This window comes from Streptomyces sp. NPDC001153 (assembly GCF_053598315.1).
The window spans coordinates 83,966-95,990 of the sequence record NZ_JBSFJZ010000042.1; the positions used below are offsets into that span (position 1 = coordinate 83,966).

General features: G+C 66.0%; 23 protein-coding genes and 1 pseudogene. All 24 read left to right on the forward strand.

Features of this window, described 5'->3' with window-relative positions; translation table 11 throughout:
• Nucleotides 1-11 precede the first annotated feature (11 nt).
• Nucleotides 12-293, forward strand: a complete 282-nt coding sequence (rpsS, locus tag ACWDEN_RS36670) for a 30S ribosomal protein S19 (RefSeq protein WP_023547380.1) — start codon at nt 12-14, stop codon at nt 291-293.
• A gap of 43 nt (nt 294-336) precedes the next feature.
• Entirely contained in the window at nt 337-684 is a 348-nt protein-coding gene (gene rplV / locus ACWDEN_RS36675) for a 50S ribosomal protein L22 (RefSeq protein ID WP_019329637.1), read from the forward strand.
• Complete coding sequence (gene rpsC / locus ACWDEN_RS36680) at nt 684-1,502, forward strand: 30S ribosomal protein S3 (protein ID WP_055706471.1); 819 nt, start codon at nt 684-686, stop codon at nt 1,500-1,502. Before rplV ends, rpsC begins: the two co-directional genes overlap by 1 nt.
• Nucleotides 1,503-1,507: 5 nt before the next feature.
• Nucleotides 1,508-1,927 carry a 50S ribosomal protein L16 gene (gene rplP, locus ACWDEN_RS36685; RefSeq protein ID WP_030788270.1) on the forward strand — a complete coding sequence of 140 codons (420 nt, stop codon included), beginning with the start codon at nt 1,508-1,510 and terminating at the stop codon, nt 1,925-1,927.
• Nucleotides 1,927-2,151: a 50S ribosomal protein L29 gene (gene rpmC, locus ACWDEN_RS36690; RefSeq protein WP_007494763.1), complete on the forward strand. Its 225-nt coding sequence runs from the start codon at nt 1,927-1,929 to the stop codon at nt 2,149-2,151. Before rplP ends, rpmC begins: the two co-directional genes overlap by 1 nt.
• Nucleotides 2,151-2,435, forward strand: a complete 285-nt coding sequence (gene rpsQ, locus ACWDEN_RS36695) for a 30S ribosomal protein S17 (protein ID WP_018543912.1) — start codon at nt 2,151-2,153, stop codon at nt 2,433-2,435. The genes rpmC and rpsQ overlap by 1 nt, the downstream gene beginning before the upstream one ends.
• Nucleotides 2,436-2,536: 101 nt before the next feature.
• A complete protein-coding gene (gene rplN, locus ACWDEN_RS36700; protein ID WP_003998823.1) occupies nt 2,537-2,905 on the forward strand; it encodes a 50S ribosomal protein L14 in 369 nt (122 codons plus the stop codon).
• Between the two features lie 2 nt (nt 2,906-2,907).
• Nucleotides 2,908-3,231, forward strand: a complete 324-nt coding sequence (rplX, locus tag ACWDEN_RS36705; RefSeq protein WP_069779212.1) for a 50S ribosomal protein L24 — start codon at nt 2,908-2,910, stop codon at nt 3,229-3,231.
• Nucleotides 3,231-3,788: a 50S ribosomal protein L5 gene (gene rplE / locus ACWDEN_RS36710; RefSeq protein ID WP_061920719.1), complete on the forward strand. Its 558-nt coding sequence runs from the start codon at nt 3,231-3,233 to the stop codon at nt 3,786-3,788. The genes rplX and rplE overlap by 1 nt, the downstream gene beginning before the upstream one ends.
• Nucleotides 3,789-3,793: 5 nt before the next feature.
• Nucleotides 3,794-3,979 (forward strand): type Z 30S ribosomal protein S14, encoded by a 186-nt coding sequence (locus ACWDEN_RS36715; protein WP_003948630.1) that lies wholly within the window; start codon nt 3,794-3,796, stop codon nt 3,977-3,979.
• A 214-nt stretch (nt 3,980-4,193) separates the two neighbouring features.
• Entirely contained in the window at nt 4,194-4,592 is a 399-nt protein-coding gene (gene rpsH / locus ACWDEN_RS36720) for a 30S ribosomal protein S8 (protein ID WP_014674378.1), read from the forward strand.
• A 24-nt stretch (nt 4,593-4,616) separates the two neighbouring features.
• Nucleotides 4,617-5,156 carry a 50S ribosomal protein L6 gene (rplF, locus tag ACWDEN_RS36725; RefSeq protein WP_351618258.1) on the forward strand — a complete coding sequence of 180 codons (540 nt, stop codon included), beginning with the start codon at nt 4,617-4,619 and terminating at the stop codon, nt 5,154-5,156.
• Nucleotides 5,157-5,159: 3 nt separating this feature from the next.
• Complete coding sequence (gene rplR, locus ACWDEN_RS36730) at nt 5,160-5,543, forward strand: 50S ribosomal protein L18 (RefSeq protein ID WP_014674380.1); 384 nt, start codon at nt 5,160-5,162, stop codon at nt 5,541-5,543.
• Nucleotides 5,544-5,579: 36 nt separating this feature from the next.
• Nucleotides 5,580-6,185 carry a 30S ribosomal protein S5 gene (rpsE, locus tag ACWDEN_RS36735; protein ID WP_019753099.1) on the forward strand — a complete coding sequence of 202 codons (606 nt, stop codon included), beginning with the start codon at nt 5,580-5,582 and terminating at the stop codon, nt 6,183-6,185.
• 2 nt (nt 6,186-6,187) lie between these two features.
• Nucleotides 6,188-6,370, forward strand: a complete 183-nt coding sequence (gene rpmD / locus ACWDEN_RS36740; RefSeq protein ID WP_003998814.1) for a 50S ribosomal protein L30 — start codon at nt 6,188-6,190, stop codon at nt 6,368-6,370.
• A 2-nt stretch (nt 6,371-6,372) separates the two neighbouring features.
• Nucleotides 6,373-6,828 (forward strand): 50S ribosomal protein L15, encoded by a 456-nt coding sequence (gene rplO / locus ACWDEN_RS36745; RefSeq protein ID WP_014674382.1) that lies wholly within the window; start codon nt 6,373-6,375, stop codon nt 6,826-6,828.
• Between the two features lie 244 nt (nt 6,829-7,072).
• Complete coding sequence (secY, locus tag ACWDEN_RS36750) at nt 7,073-8,389, forward strand: preprotein translocase subunit SecY (RefSeq protein ID WP_351618261.1); 1,317 nt, start codon at nt 7,073-7,075, stop codon at nt 8,387-8,389.
• On the forward strand, nt 8,389-9,051 hold the full coding sequence (locus ACWDEN_RS36755) for an adenylate kinase (protein WP_351618264.1): 663 nt from the start codon (nt 8,389-8,391) through the stop codon (nt 9,049-9,051). Before secY ends, ACWDEN_RS36755 begins: the two co-directional genes overlap by 1 nt.
• Before the next feature lie 99 nt (nt 9,052-9,150).
• The gene (gene map, locus ACWDEN_RS36760) at nt 9,151-9,987 is read left to right on the forward strand and encodes a type I methionyl aminopeptidase (protein WP_351618267.1); all 837 of its coding nucleotides are present in this window, start codon (nt 9,151-9,153) and stop codon (nt 9,985-9,987) included.
• 184 nt (nt 9,988-10,171) lie between these two features.
• On the forward strand, nt 10,172-10,393 hold the full coding sequence (gene infA / locus ACWDEN_RS36765) for a translation initiation factor IF-1 (protein ID WP_003948620.1): 222 nt from the start codon (nt 10,172-10,174) through the stop codon (nt 10,391-10,393).
• Between the two features lie 60 nt (nt 10,394-10,453).
• Nucleotides 10,454-10,567 carry a 50S ribosomal protein L36 gene (gene rpmJ / locus ACWDEN_RS36770; RefSeq protein ID WP_003998809.1) on the forward strand — a complete coding sequence of 38 codons (114 nt, stop codon included), beginning with the start codon at nt 10,454-10,456 and terminating at the stop codon, nt 10,565-10,567.
• Nucleotides 10,568-10,762: 195 nt separating this feature from the next.
• Complete coding sequence (gene rpsM, locus ACWDEN_RS36775) at nt 10,763-11,143, forward strand: 30S ribosomal protein S13 (protein WP_023547369.1); 381 nt, start codon at nt 10,763-10,765, stop codon at nt 11,141-11,143.
• A 65-nt stretch (nt 11,144-11,208) separates the two neighbouring features.
• Nucleotides 11,209-11,613, forward strand: coding sequence for a 30S ribosomal protein S11 (rpsK, locus tag ACWDEN_RS36780; RefSeq protein WP_003956432.1), 405 nt, complete (start codon nt 11,209-11,211; stop codon nt 11,611-11,613).
• 151 nt (nt 11,614-11,764) lie between these two features.
• Nucleotides 11,765-12,025, forward strand: a pseudogene (locus ACWDEN_RS36785) (DNA-directed RNA polymerase subunit alpha); the annotation flags it as partial.

Here is a 12,025-nt window from a genome sequence, read left to right on the forward strand (position 1 = left end):
GACGGGTTGAGATGCCTCGTAGCCTGAAGAAGGGGCCCTTCGTCGACGACCACCTGATCAAGAAGGTGGACGCCCAGAACGAAGCCGGCACCAAGAACGTCATCAAGACCTGGTCCCGCCGCTCGATGATCGTCCCGGCCATGCTGGGCCACACGCTCGCGGTGCACAACGGCAAGACCCACATCCCGGTGTTCGTCACCGAGTCGATGGTCGGCCACAAGCTCGGCGAGTTCTCGCCGACGCGCACCTTCCGGGGTCACGTCAAGGAAGACCGGAAGTCGAAGCGCCGCTAGTAGCGGATCGCATTCAGACACGTAAGTAACTGAAGGGACAACCATGGAAGCCAGGGCCCAGGCGCGGTACATCCGCGTCACGCCCATGAAGGCCCGCCGCGTGGTGGACCTCATCCGTGGCATGGACGCCACGGAGGCCCAGGCTGTTCTGCGATTCGCTCCGCAGGCAGCCTCCGTGCCGGTCGGCAAGGTGCTCGACAGCGCCATCGCCAACGCCGCGCACAACTACGACCACACCGACGCCGACAGCCTCTACATCTCCGAGGCGTACGTCGACGAGGGTCCGACCCTGAAGCGGTTCCGTCCGCGTGCCCAGGGCCGTGCCTACCGGATCCGCAAGCGGACCAGCCACATCACCGTGGTCGTCAGCAGCAAGGAAGGAACCCGGTAATGGGCCAGAAGGTAAACCCGCATGGGTTCCGGCTCGGTGTCACGACCGACTTCAAGTCGCGTTGGTACGCCGACAAGCTGTACAAGGACTACGTCAAGGAAGACGTCGCCATCCGTCGGATGATGACGTCCGGCATGGAGCGCGCCGGTATCTCGAAGGTGGAGATCGAGCGCACCCGTGACCGCGTGCGTGTGGACATCCACACCGCTCGTCCGGGCATCGTCATCGGCCGCCGTGGCGCCGAGGCCGACCGCATCCGCGGCGACCTCGAGAAGCTCACGGGCAAGCAGGTCCAGCTGAACATCCTCGAGGTCAAGAACCCCGAGACCGATGCCCAGCTGGTTGCCCAGGCCGTTGCCGAGCAGCTCTCCTCCCGCGTCTCCTTCCGTCGGGCCATGCGCAAGAGCATGCAGTCCGCCATGAAGGCCGGTGCCAAGGGCATCAAGATCCAGTGCGGCGGCCGCCTCGGCGGCGCCGAGATGTCCCGCTCGGAGTTCTACCGCGAGGGCCGCGTGCCCCTGCACACGCTCCGCGCGAACGTGGACTACGGCTTCTTCGAGGCCAAGACGACCTTCGGCCGCATCGGTGTGAAGGTCTGGATCTACAAGGGCGACGTCAAGAACATCGCCGAGGTCCGCGCCGAGAACGCTGCCGCCCGTGCGGGTAACCGCCCGGCCCGCGGTGGTGCCGACCGCCCGGCCCGTGGTGGCCGCGGTGGCGAGCGGCGCGGTCGCAAGCCGCAGCAGGCTGCCGGCGCCGAGGCCCCCAAGGCCGAGGCCCCCGCCGCTCCGGCTGAGAGCACCGGAACGGAGGCCTGACCGACATGCTGATCCCCCGTAGGGTCAAGCACCGCAAGCAGCACCACCCGAAGCGTCGCGGTGAGGCCAAGGGCGGTACGACGGTCGCGTTCGGCGAGTACGGCATCCAGGCCCTCACGCCGGCGTACGTGACCAACCGCCAGATCGAGGCGGCTCGTATCGCGATGACCCGCCACATCAAGCGTGGCGGCAAGGTCTGGATCAACATCTACCCGGACCGCCCGCTCACGAAGAAGCCGGCCGAGACCCGCATGGGTTCCGGTAAGGGTTCGCCGGAGTGGTGGATCGCGAACGTGCACCCGGGCCGGGTCATGTTCGAGCTGTCCTACCCGAACGAGAAGATTGCGCGTGAGGCCCTCACTCGTGCGGCTCACAAGCTGCCGATGAAGTGCCGGATCGTCAAGCGCGAGGCAGGTGAAGCGTGATGTCGGCCGGTACCAAGGCGTCCGAGCTGCGCGAGCTGGGCAACGAGGAGCTTCTGGCGAAGCTCCGCGAGGCCAAGGAAGAGCTGTTCAACCTCCGCTTCCAGGCGGCGACGGGCCAGCTCGAGAACCACGGCCGTCTGAAGGCGGTCCGCAAGGACATCGCGCGGATCTACACCCTGATGCGCGAGCGTGAGCTGGGCATCGAAACGGTGGAGAACGCCTGATGAGCGAGAAGAACGTGACTGAGAACGCAGAGGCCCGCGGCTTCCGCAAGACCCGTGAGGGTCTCGTCGTCAGCGACAAGATGGACAAGACCGTCGTCGTCGCCGTCGAGGACCGCGTCAAGCACGCGCTGTACGGCAAGGTCATCCGCCGTACCAACAAGCTCAAGGCGCACGACGAGCAGAACGCCGCGGGTGTCGGCGACCGCGTCCTCCTCATGGAGACCCGGCCGCTGTCCGCGACGAAGCGCTGGCGCGTCGTCGAGATCCTCGAGAAGGCCAAGTAATTCTCCTGCGGGGCGCCCCTCGCAGGACAGTTCCGCCAGGCTCCGGGGGCCCGCTCGGTTGAGCGGCCCCCGGGGAACCGGCAGACATTCAGGAGATAGACGTGATCCAGCAGGAGTCGCGACTGCGTGTCGCCGACAACACTGGTGCGAAGGAGATCCTTTGCATCCGTGTGCTCGGTGGCTCCGGTCGCCGCTACGCGGGCATCGGTGACGTCATCGTCGCCACCGTCAAGGACGCGATCCCCGGTGGCAACGTGAAGAAGGGTGACGTCGTCAAGGCGGTCATCGTTCGCACCGTCAAGGAGCGCCGCCGTCCGGACGGCTCGTACATCCGCTTCGACGAGAACGCCGCCGTCATTCTGAAGAACGACGGCGACCCTCGCGGCACCCGCATCTTCGGCCCGGTCGGCCGTGAGCTGCGCGAGAAGAAGTTCATGAAGATCATCTCGCTCGCGCCGGAGGTGCTGTAAGCATGAAGATCAAGAAGGGCGACCTGGTCCAGGTCATCACCGGTAAGGACAAGGGCAAGCAGGGCAAGGTCATCGCGGCCTACCCCCGCGAGGACCGTGTCCTGGTCGAGGGTGTCAACCGGGTCAAGAAGCACACCAAGGCCGGTCCGACCGCTCGCGGTTCCCAGGCCGGCGGCATCGTGACCACCGAGGCCCCGATCCACGTGTCCAACGTTCAGCTGGTCGTGGAGAAGGACGGTCAGAAGGTTGTCACGCGTGTCGGCTACCGCTTCGACGACGAAGGCAACAAGATCCGCGTTGCCAAGCGGACGGGTGAGGACATCTGATGGCTACCACCACCACTCCGCGTCTGAAGCAGAAGTACCGCGAGGAGATCGCGGGCAAGCTGCGTGACGAGTTCAAGTACGAGAACGTCATGCAGGTTCCCGGCCTCGTGAAGATCGTGGTCAACATGGGTGTGGGCGACGCCGCCCGCGACTCCAAGCTGATCGAGGGCGCCATCCGCGACCTCACCACGATCACCGGTCAGAAGCCGGCCGTCACCAAGGCCCGCAAGTCCATCGCGCAGTTCAAGCTGCGTGAGGGCCAGCCGATCGGTGCCCACGTCACGCTCCGTGGCGACCGCATGTGGGAGTTCCTGGACCGCACCCTGTCGCTCGCGCTGCCGCGCATCCGCGACTTCCGCGGCCTGTCCCCCAAGCAGTTCGACGGCCGTGGCAACTACACCTTCGGTCTCACGGAGCAGGTCATGTTCCACGAGATCGACCAGGACAAGATCGACCGTACCCGGGGCATGGACATCACCGTGGTCACCACGGCGACCAACGACGCTGAGGGCCGCGCGCTCCTTCGTCACCTCGGCTTCCCGTTCAAGGAGGCGTGAGCGAGATGGCGAAGAAGGCTCTGATTGCCAAGGCTGCTCGCAAGCCCAAGTTCGGTGTGCGTGGCTACACCCGCTGCCAGCGCTGCGGCCGTCCGCACTCCGTGTACCGCAAGTTCGGCCTCTGCCGCGTGTGCCTTCGTGAGATGGCTCACCGTGGCGAGCTGCCGGGCGTGACCAAGAGCTCCTGGTAATCCCCGCTTTTAGGGATTCCTGAAGCTCTCGGTAAGCAATGGGCGTGTCAGGCGCCCACCCCTTCATGGCTTAGGCTTGGAGGGTTGGGCGCCTGACAGTCGCCCGTACGACTTACTACGCCGTAGGTCCACCGCGCCGCACCCGTCCCGTCTCGGATCGGGGAGAGGGATGGCGCACCAGGAAACCCCGGCGAGAGAGGCCGAAGGCCAATTCATGACCATGACTGATCCGATCGCAGACATGCTGACGCGTCTGCGGAACGCGAACTCGGCGTACCACGACTCGGTGTCGATGCCGCACTCCAAGATCAAGTCGCACATCGCGGAGATCCTCCAGCAGGAGGGCTTCATCACGGGCTGGAAGGTCGAGGACGCCGAGGTCGGCAAGAACCTCGTCCTGGAGCTGAAGTTCGGCCCCAACCGTGAGCGCTCCATCGCGGGCATCAAGCGGATCTCCAAGCCCGGTCTCCGGGTGTACGCGAAGTCCACCAACCTGCCGAAGGTGCTCGGCGGCCTCGGCGTGGCGATCATCTCCACGTCGCACGGGCTCCTCACCGACAAGCAGGCCGGCAAGAAGGGCGTGGGTGGGGAAGTCCTCGCCTACGTCTGGTAGCAGAAGGGAACGGAGGAAACAGCTATGTCGCGCATCGGCAAGCTCCCCATCGCGGTTCCCGCCGGCGTGGACGTCACCATCGACGGCCGTACGGTCTCGGTCAAGGGCCCCAAGGGCTCGCTGACCCACACCGTCTCGGCTCCGATCGACATCGCTAAGGGCGAGGACGGCACCCTGCAGGTGACCCGCCCGAACGACGAGCGTCAGAGCAAGGCCCTGCACGGCCTCTCCCGCACGCTGGTGGCGAACATGATCACCGGCGTGACCCAGGGTTACGTGAAGAAGCTCGAGATCAGCGGTGTCGGTTACCGAGTGACCGCCAAGGGTTCGAACCTGGAGTTCGCTCTCGGTTACAGCCACCCGATCCTGGTCGAGGCCCCGGAGGGCATCTCCTTCAAGGTGGAGTCCCCGACCAAGTTCTCGGTCGAGGGCATCGACAAGCAGAAGGTCGGCGAGGTTGCGGCCAACATCCGCAAGCTGCGCAAGCCCGACCCGTACAAGGCCAAGGGCGTCAAGTACGAGGGCGAAGTCATCCGCCGCAAGGTCGGAAAGGCGGGTAAGTAAGCCATGGCATACGGGCAGAAGATCCTCAAGGGCGACGCCTACAAGCGCGCCGCGATCAAGCGCCGTCACATCCGGATCCGCAAGCGGATCTCCGGTACGGCGGAGCGCCCCCGTCTGGTCGTGACCCGCTCCAACCGCCACATCGTGGCGCAGGTGATCGACGACCTGAAGGGCCACACCCTGGCGTCGGCGTCCACGCTGGACGCGTCGATCCGTGGTGGCGAGGCCGACAAGTCCGCGCAGGCCAAGCAGGTCGGTGCCCTGGTCGCCGAGCGTGCCAAGGCCGCCGGTGTCGAGGCCGTCGTGTTCGACCGTGGTGGCAACCAGTACGCCGGGCGCATCGCCGCCCTGGCGGACGCCGCCCGCGAGGCCGGGCTCAAGTTCTGAGCCGCTTGTAGCTAGCGGAAAGAGAGAGGTAATCCAATGGCTGGACCCCAGCGCCGCGGAAGCGGTGCCGGTGGCGGCGAGCGGCGGGACCGGAAGGGCCGTGACGGCGGCGCTGCTGCCGCCGAGAAGACCGCGTACGTTGAGCGCGTCGTCGCGATCAACCGCGTCGCCAAGGTTGTGAAGGGTGGTCGTCGCTTCAGCTTCACCGCGCTGGTCGTGGTGGGCGACGGTGACGGCACCGTGGGTGTCGGATACGGCAAGGCCAAGGAGGTGCCGGCCGCCATCGCCAAGGGCGTTGAGGAGGCCAAGAAGCACTTCTTCAAGGTCCCCCGGATCCAGGGCACCATCCCGCACCCGATCCAGGGTGAGAAGGCTGCCGGCGTCGTGCTGCTCAAGCCCGCGTCCCCGGGTACCGGTGTTATCGCCGGTGGTCCGGTGCGTGCCGTGCTCGAGTGCGCCGGTATCCACGACGTGCTGTCGAAGTCGCTCGGCTCCGACAACGCGATCAACATCGTGCACGCGACCGTGGAGGCCCTGAAGGGTCTGCAGCGTCCCGAGGAGATCGCGGCCCGCCGTGGTCTGCCGCTCGAGGACGTCGCTCCCGCGGCTCTGCTGCGTGCGCGTGCCGGGGCGGGTGCGTAATCATGGCGCAGCTTAAGATCACGCAGGTCAAGTCCTACATCGGCAGCAAGCAGAACCACCGTGACACCCTTCGGTCGCTTGGTCTCAAGGGGATCAACACCGTGGTCGTCAAGGAGGACCGCCCCGAGTTCCGCGGCATGGTGCACACCGTCCGCCACCTCGTGACGGTCGAGGAGGTCGACTGATCATGGCGGAGCAGAACCCGCTGAAGATCCACAACCTCCGTCCGGCCCCCGGCGCCAAGACCGCCAAGACCCGTGTCGGTCGTGGTGAGGCGTCGAAGGGTAAGACGGCCGGTCGTGGTACCAAGGGCACCAAGGCCCGCTACCAGGTTCCGGAGCGCTTCGAGGGTGGCCAGATGCCGCTGCACATGCGCCTCCCGAAGCTGAAGGGCTTCAAGAACCCGTTCAAGACCGAGTACCAGGTCGTGAACCTCGACAAGCTGGCCGCGCTGTACCCCGAGGGTGGCGAGGTCACCGTCGAGGGTCTGGTGGCCAAGGGTGCCGTTCGCAAGAACAGCCTCGTCAAGGTCCTCGGCCAGGGCGAGATCTCCGTGGCGCTGCAGGTGACGGTCGACGCCGTCTCCGGCTCCGCCAAGGAGAAGATCACCGCCGCCGGCGGTACGGTCACCGAGCTGGTCTGAGCCCCTCAGGTCCCTCGATGACATGAACGATCCCGACCGGGGATACCCCACAAAAGGGGTATCCCCGGTCGGTCGTTCCTAGGGCGGTGCTCTCGCAGGTAAGGTGGCCAGCACTGCCTACTTTCAATGGATGCTTCCCATGGGGCACCCTGAGCGGCAGTTGACCGTTAGTAATTCGTCTGTATCCGTCGAACCTCAAGACCGTCACCCTTGACGCAGTTGCGCGGGGGTCGCAGGAGGCACCGTGCTCACCGCGTTCGCCCGGGCGTTCAAGACGCCCGACCTGCGCAAGAAGCTGCTCTTCACGCTGGGCATCATCGTGGTCTACCGCGTCGGTACCCACGTTCCGATCCCCGGCGTGAACTACGCGTCTGTCCAGCAGTGCGTAAAGGAGGCCTCTGGCAACCAGGGGCTCTTCGGCATGATCAACATGTTCAGCGGCGGTGCGCTGCTGCAGATCACGGTCTTCGCGCTCGGCATCATGCCGTACATCACGGCCAGCATCATCCTTCAGCTGCTGACCGTGGTCATCCCGCGCCTGGAAGCCCTGAAGAAGGAGGGCCAGGCCGGTACGGCGAAGATCACGCAGTACACCCGTTACCTGACGGTGGCCCTCGCCATCCTGCAGGGCACCGGCCTGGTCGCCACCGCCCGCAGCGGCCGGCTGTTCAACGGCTGCTCGGTCGCCACGACCATCGTCCCGAACCAGGGGATCTTCACGACGATCACGATGGTCGTCTGCATGACCGCCGGTACGGCCGTCGTGATGTGGCTCGGTGAGCTGATCACCGACCGCGGCATCGGCAACGGCATGTCGATCCTGATGTTCATCTCGATCGCCGCCACGTTCCCGTCCGCGCTGTGGGCCATCAAGAAGCAGGGCACCCTGGCCGGCGGCTGGATCGAGTTCGGCACCGTCATCCTGGTCGGCCTCGTCATGGTCGCGCTCGTCGTCTTCGTCGAGCAGGCCCAGCGCCGTATCCCGGTGCAGTACGCGAAGCGCATGATCGGCCGCCGCTCCTACGGCGGTACGTCCACGTACATCCCGCTCAAGGTGAACCAGGCGGGTGTGATTCCCGTCATCTTCGCCTCCTCGCTGCTCTACATCCCGGCGCTGGTCGCGCAGTTCGCAGGAGGGAAGTCGGGCTGGAAGACGTGGATCGAGCAGAACCTGACCAAGCAGGGTGACAGCCCCACCTACATCACTCTGTACTTCTTGCTCATCGTTTTCTTCGCGTTCTTCTACGTGGCGATCTCCTTCAACCCCGAGGAAGTCGCCGACAACATGAAGAAGTATGGTGGCTTCATCCCGGGCATCCGGGCTGGCCGACCGACCGCTGAGTACCTCAGCTACGTGCTCAACCGGATCACCTGGCCGGGTTCGCTGTATCTGGGTCTGATCGCTCTCGTACCGACAATGGCGTTGGTGGGCTTCGGGGCAAGCCAGAACTTCCCGTTCGGTGGGACCAGCATCCTCATCATCGTGGGTGTCGGCCTCGAGACGGTGAAGCAGATCGAGAGCCAGCTCCAGCAGCGCAATTACGAAGGGTTCCTCCGCTGATGCGTATCGTCCTCGTCGGGCCGCCGGGTGCCGGTAAGGGAACGCAAGCCGTCCGTCTCGCCGAGAAGCTGGCCATCCCGCACATCTCGACGGGCGACCTGTTCCGGGCCAACATCAGCCAGCAGACCGAGCTGGGCAAGCTCGCGAAGTCCTACATGGACGCCGGCAACCTCGTCCCGGACGAGGTCACCATCGCCATGGCCAAGGACCGCATGGAGCAGCCGGACGCCGAGAAGGGCTTCCTGCTGGACGGCTTCCCGCGCAACGTCTCGCAGGCCGAGGCACTGGACCAGCTCCTGGACACCGAGGGCATCAAGCTGGACGCCGTCCTGGACCTGGAGGTCCCGGAGGCCGAGGTCGTCAAGCGGATCGCCGGCCGGCGCGTCTGCCGCAACGAGTCCTCGCACGTCTTCCACGTGACGTACAGCCCGCCGAAGAAGGAGGGCGTGTGCGACGTCTGCGGCGGTGAGCTGTACCAGCGCGACGACGACTCCGAGGACACCGTCCGCAAGCGGCTCGAGGTCTACCACACGCAGACCGAGCCGATCATCGACTACTACAAGGCGCAGGGCCTGGTCGTGACGATCTCCTCCCTGGGCCCCGTGGACGAGATCACGCAGCGGGCGCTGGAGGCCCTCAAGCGTGAGAAGGCCGAGCAGTAGCAGTCCGGCCCCTCCGGCCGCGGTGCCCTCCCCGGGTGCCGCGGCCGTACTGTTGTACAGATGTCCCAGCCGATGAGTGACGGAGAGCGCAGGCCCCCCATGGTGCAGATCAAGACGCCCGAGCAGATCGCGAAGATGCGTGCGGCGGGTCTGGTCGTCGCCGCCATCCACGCGGCCACCCGCGAGGCCGCGGTGCCCGGCGCCTCCACCAAGGACCTGGACGAGGTCGCCCGCAAGGTCCTCGCCGAGCACGGCGCGAAGTCGAACTTCCTCGGCTACGGCGGTTTCCCGGCGACCATCTGCACGTCCGTGAACGACGTCGTCGTCCACGGCATCCCCTCGGACACCGTCGTCCTCAAGGACGGCGACATCATCTCCATCGACTGCGGCGCGATCGTCGACGGCTGGCACGGCGACGCCGCCTACACGGCCTTCGTGGGCTCCGGTCACGCCCCGGAGCTGATCGAGCTCTCCCGGGTGACCGAGGAGTCGATGTGGGCCGGCATCGCGGCCATGAAGCAGGGCAACCGCCTGGTCGACATCTCCCGCGCCGTCGAGACGTACATCCGCCGCCAGCCGAAGCCGGGCGGCGGCAAGTACGGGATCATCGAGGACTACGGCGGTCACGGCATCGGCACCGAGATGCACATGGACCCGCATCTGCTGAACTACGTCGACCGCCGCCGCGGCAAGGGCCCCAAGCTGGTGCCCGGCTTCTGCCTCGCGATCGAGCCGATGGTCTCCCTCGGCACCCCGCGCACGGAGGTCCTCTCCGACGACTGGACCGTCATCACGACCGACGGCACCTGGTCCTCGCACTGGGAGCACTCGGTCGCCCTCACCGAGCAGGGCCCGCTGGTGCTGACGGCTCCCGACGGGGGCCGGGCCAAGCTGGCGGAGTACGGCATCACGGCCGCGCCCGACCCGCTCGCCTAGCGAACTCGCCGAGAGAACTCGCCTGAAGAACACCCGCTCGCTTAGCGATCACCCTGATGGGGCAGACTTCCTCGATTCGCGTTTCCGGGTGCGCCGACGTAGACTGACTCGTCGGCTCTCGTGTACCCGCATGTCCGCATGCCCCTCGTGAGCCGATCAAGGTAGTCGATTCGAAGGGCGAAGCGTGGCCAAGAAGCAAGGTGCCATCGAGATCGAGGGCACTGTCGTCGAGTCTCTTCCGAACGCGATGTTCAAGGTCGAGCTCCAGAACGGCCACCAGGTCCTGGCACACATCAGCGGCAAGATGCGTATGCACTACATCCGCATCCTCCCTGACGACCGGGTCGTGGTGGAGTTGTCTCCTTACGACCTGACGCGTGGCCGGATCGTCTACCGGTACAAGTAGATCTTGCCCGCATCCCGCTCCCCGCGGGGTGGTGGCACTGACCCGGAGAACCTCAATCCAATGAAGGTCAAGCCGAGCGTCAAGAAGATCTGCGACAAGTGCAGGGTGATCCGCCGTCACGGGCGGGTCATGGTCATCTGCGAGAACCCGCGCCACAAGCAGCGCCAGGGCTGACGCACGACCACACCCTCTGCACCGCTATCGCAGAGATTCGCGCGACGCGAGCTGAATATGTTCATACGCAGGACCCAAGCCGTCGCAAGCGGTTTGACACCCCCGGTTCGGAGGCCGGGGACCCGGTTCGTACCTCGTACGGCGGCCGGGATCCGGTTCTGCGGAAGACCTCCGAAGATCACCAGGAGCCATTGAATGGCACGCGTTTCCGGTGTTGACATCCCGCGCGAAAAGCGCGTGGAGGTCGCCCTCACCTACGTGTTCGGCATCGGCCGGACCCTCTCGAAGGAGACGCTGGCTGCGACCGGCGTCGACCCGAACACCCGCGTTCGTGACCTGACCGAAGAGCAGCTGGTCGCGATCCGCGAGTACGTCGACAACAACATCAAGACCGAGGGTGACCTCCGTCGCGAGATCCAGGCCGACATCCGCCGCAAGGTCGAGATCGGCTGCTACCAGGGTCTGCGTCACCGTCGCGGTCTGCCCGTCCGCGGTCAGCGCACCAGCACCAACGCCCGTACCCGCAAGGGCCCGCGTCGCGCCATCGCCGGCAAGAAGAAGCCGGGCAAGAAGTAGTCCGCAGCGGACACCTGTCCACGGTCTTCGCTGTAGGACCGACCACCTCCCGTAGGAGTTAGTAGATGCCCCCCAAGGGACGTCAGGGCGCTGCCAAGAAGGTGCGCCGCAAGGAAAAGAAGAACGTCGCTCACGGCCACGCGCACATCAAGAGCACGTTCAACAACACGATCGTCTCGATCACGGACCCGTCCGGCAACGTGATCTCCTGGGCCTCCGCCGGCCACGTCGGCTTCAAGGGCTCCCGGAAGTCCACGCCGTTCGCCGCGCAGATGGCTGCCGAGTCGGCCGCCCGCCGCGCCCAGGAGCACGGCATGCGCAAGGTCGACGTGTTCGTCAAGGGCCCGGGCTCCGGTCGTGAGACCGCGATCCGCTCCCTGCAGGCCACGGGCCTCGAGGTCGGCTCCATCCAGGACGTCACCCCGACCCCGCACAACGGCTGCCGTCCGCCGAAGCGCCGCCGCGTCTGACGCACGACCTTCGTCTGGCTCAGGGTTCGGGCGGTACGGCTCCTTTCGGTCGTACCGCCCGTACCCTTGCAGTACCCGCGCTTTTTCACGGGCGCGGTTTCCGTCGGACGTCAAATAGCGGGCGTCCACGAATGAAGGATCTGATCCATACATGCTGATCGCTCAGCGACCCTCGTTGACCGAAGAGGTCGTCGACGAGTTCCGCTCCCGGTTCGTGATCGAGCCGCTGGAGCCGGGCTTCGGCTACACCCTCGGCAACTCCCTCCGCCGTACGCTCCTGTCGTCGATCCCCGGCGCTGCTGTCACCAGCATCCGCATCGACGGTGTCCTGCACGAGTTCACCACCGTGCCGGGCGTCAAGGAGGACGTCACCGACCTGATCCTCAACATCAAGCAGCTGGTCGTCTCCTCG

Coding starts and splice junctions, on each gene's coding strand:
- rpsM (WP_023547369.1), top strand. CDS start 10,763: ATGGCACGCGTTTCCGGTGTTGACATCCCGCGCGAAAAGCGCGTGGAG.
- rpsE (WP_019753099.1), top strand. CDS start 5,580: ATGGCTGGACCCCAGCGCCGCGGAAGCGGTGCCGGTGGCGGCGAGCGG.
- ACWDEN_RS36715 (WP_003948630.1), top strand. CDS start 3,794: ATGGCGAAGAAGGCTCTGATTGCCAAGGCTGCTCGCAAGCCCAAGTTC.
- rpsQ (WP_018543912.1), top strand. CDS start 2,151: ATGAGCGAGAAGAACGTGACTGAGAACGCAGAGGCCCGCGGCTTCCGC.
- rpsK (WP_003956432.1), top strand. CDS start 11,209: ATGCCCCCCAAGGGACGTCAGGGCGCTGCCAAGAAGGTGCGCCGCAAG.
- rplP (WP_030788270.1), top strand. CDS start 1,508: ATGCTGATCCCCCGTAGGGTCAAGCACCGCAAGCAGCACCACCCGAAG.
- ACWDEN_RS36755 (WP_351618264.1), top strand. CDS start 8,389: ATGCGTATCGTCCTCGTCGGGCCGCCGGGTGCCGGTAAGGGAACGCAA.
- rpmJ (WP_003998809.1), top strand. CDS start 10,454: ATGAAGGTCAAGCCGAGCGTCAAGAAGATCTGCGACAAGTGCAGGGTG.
- rplV (WP_019329637.1), top strand. CDS start 337: ATGGAAGCCAGGGCCCAGGCGCGGTACATCCGCGTCACGCCCATGAAG.
- map (WP_351618267.1), top strand. CDS start 9,151: ATGGTGCAGATCAAGACGCCCGAGCAGATCGCGAAGATGCGTGCGGCG.
- rplR (WP_014674380.1), top strand. CDS start 5,160: ATGGCATACGGGCAGAAGATCCTCAAGGGCGACGCCTACAAGCGCGCC.
- rpsC (WP_055706471.1), top strand. CDS start 684: ATGGGCCAGAAGGTAAACCCGCATGGGTTCCGGCTCGGTGTCACGACC.
- rpsH (WP_014674378.1), top strand. CDS start 4,194: ATGACCATGACTGATCCGATCGCAGACATGCTGACGCGTCTGCGGAAC.
- rpsS (WP_023547380.1), top strand. CDS start 12: ATGCCTCGTAGCCTGAAGAAGGGGCCCTTCGTCGACGACCACCTGATC.
- rpmC (WP_007494763.1), top strand. CDS start 1,927: ATGTCGGCCGGTACCAAGGCGTCCGAGCTGCGCGAGCTGGGCAACGAG.
- rplF (WP_351618258.1), top strand. CDS start 4,617: ATGTCGCGCATCGGCAAGCTCCCCATCGCGGTTCCCGCCGGCGTGGAC.
- rplX (WP_069779212.1), top strand. CDS start 2,908: ATGAAGATCAAGAAGGGCGACCTGGTCCAGGTCATCACCGGTAAGGAC.
- rplE (WP_061920719.1), top strand. CDS start 3,231: ATGGCTACCACCACCACTCCGCGTCTGAAGCAGAAGTACCGCGAGGAG.
- rplO (WP_014674382.1), top strand. CDS start 6,373: ATGGCGGAGCAGAACCCGCTGAAGATCCACAACCTCCGTCCGGCCCCC.
- rpmD (WP_003998814.1), top strand. CDS start 6,188: ATGGCGCAGCTTAAGATCACGCAGGTCAAGTCCTACATCGGCAGCAAG.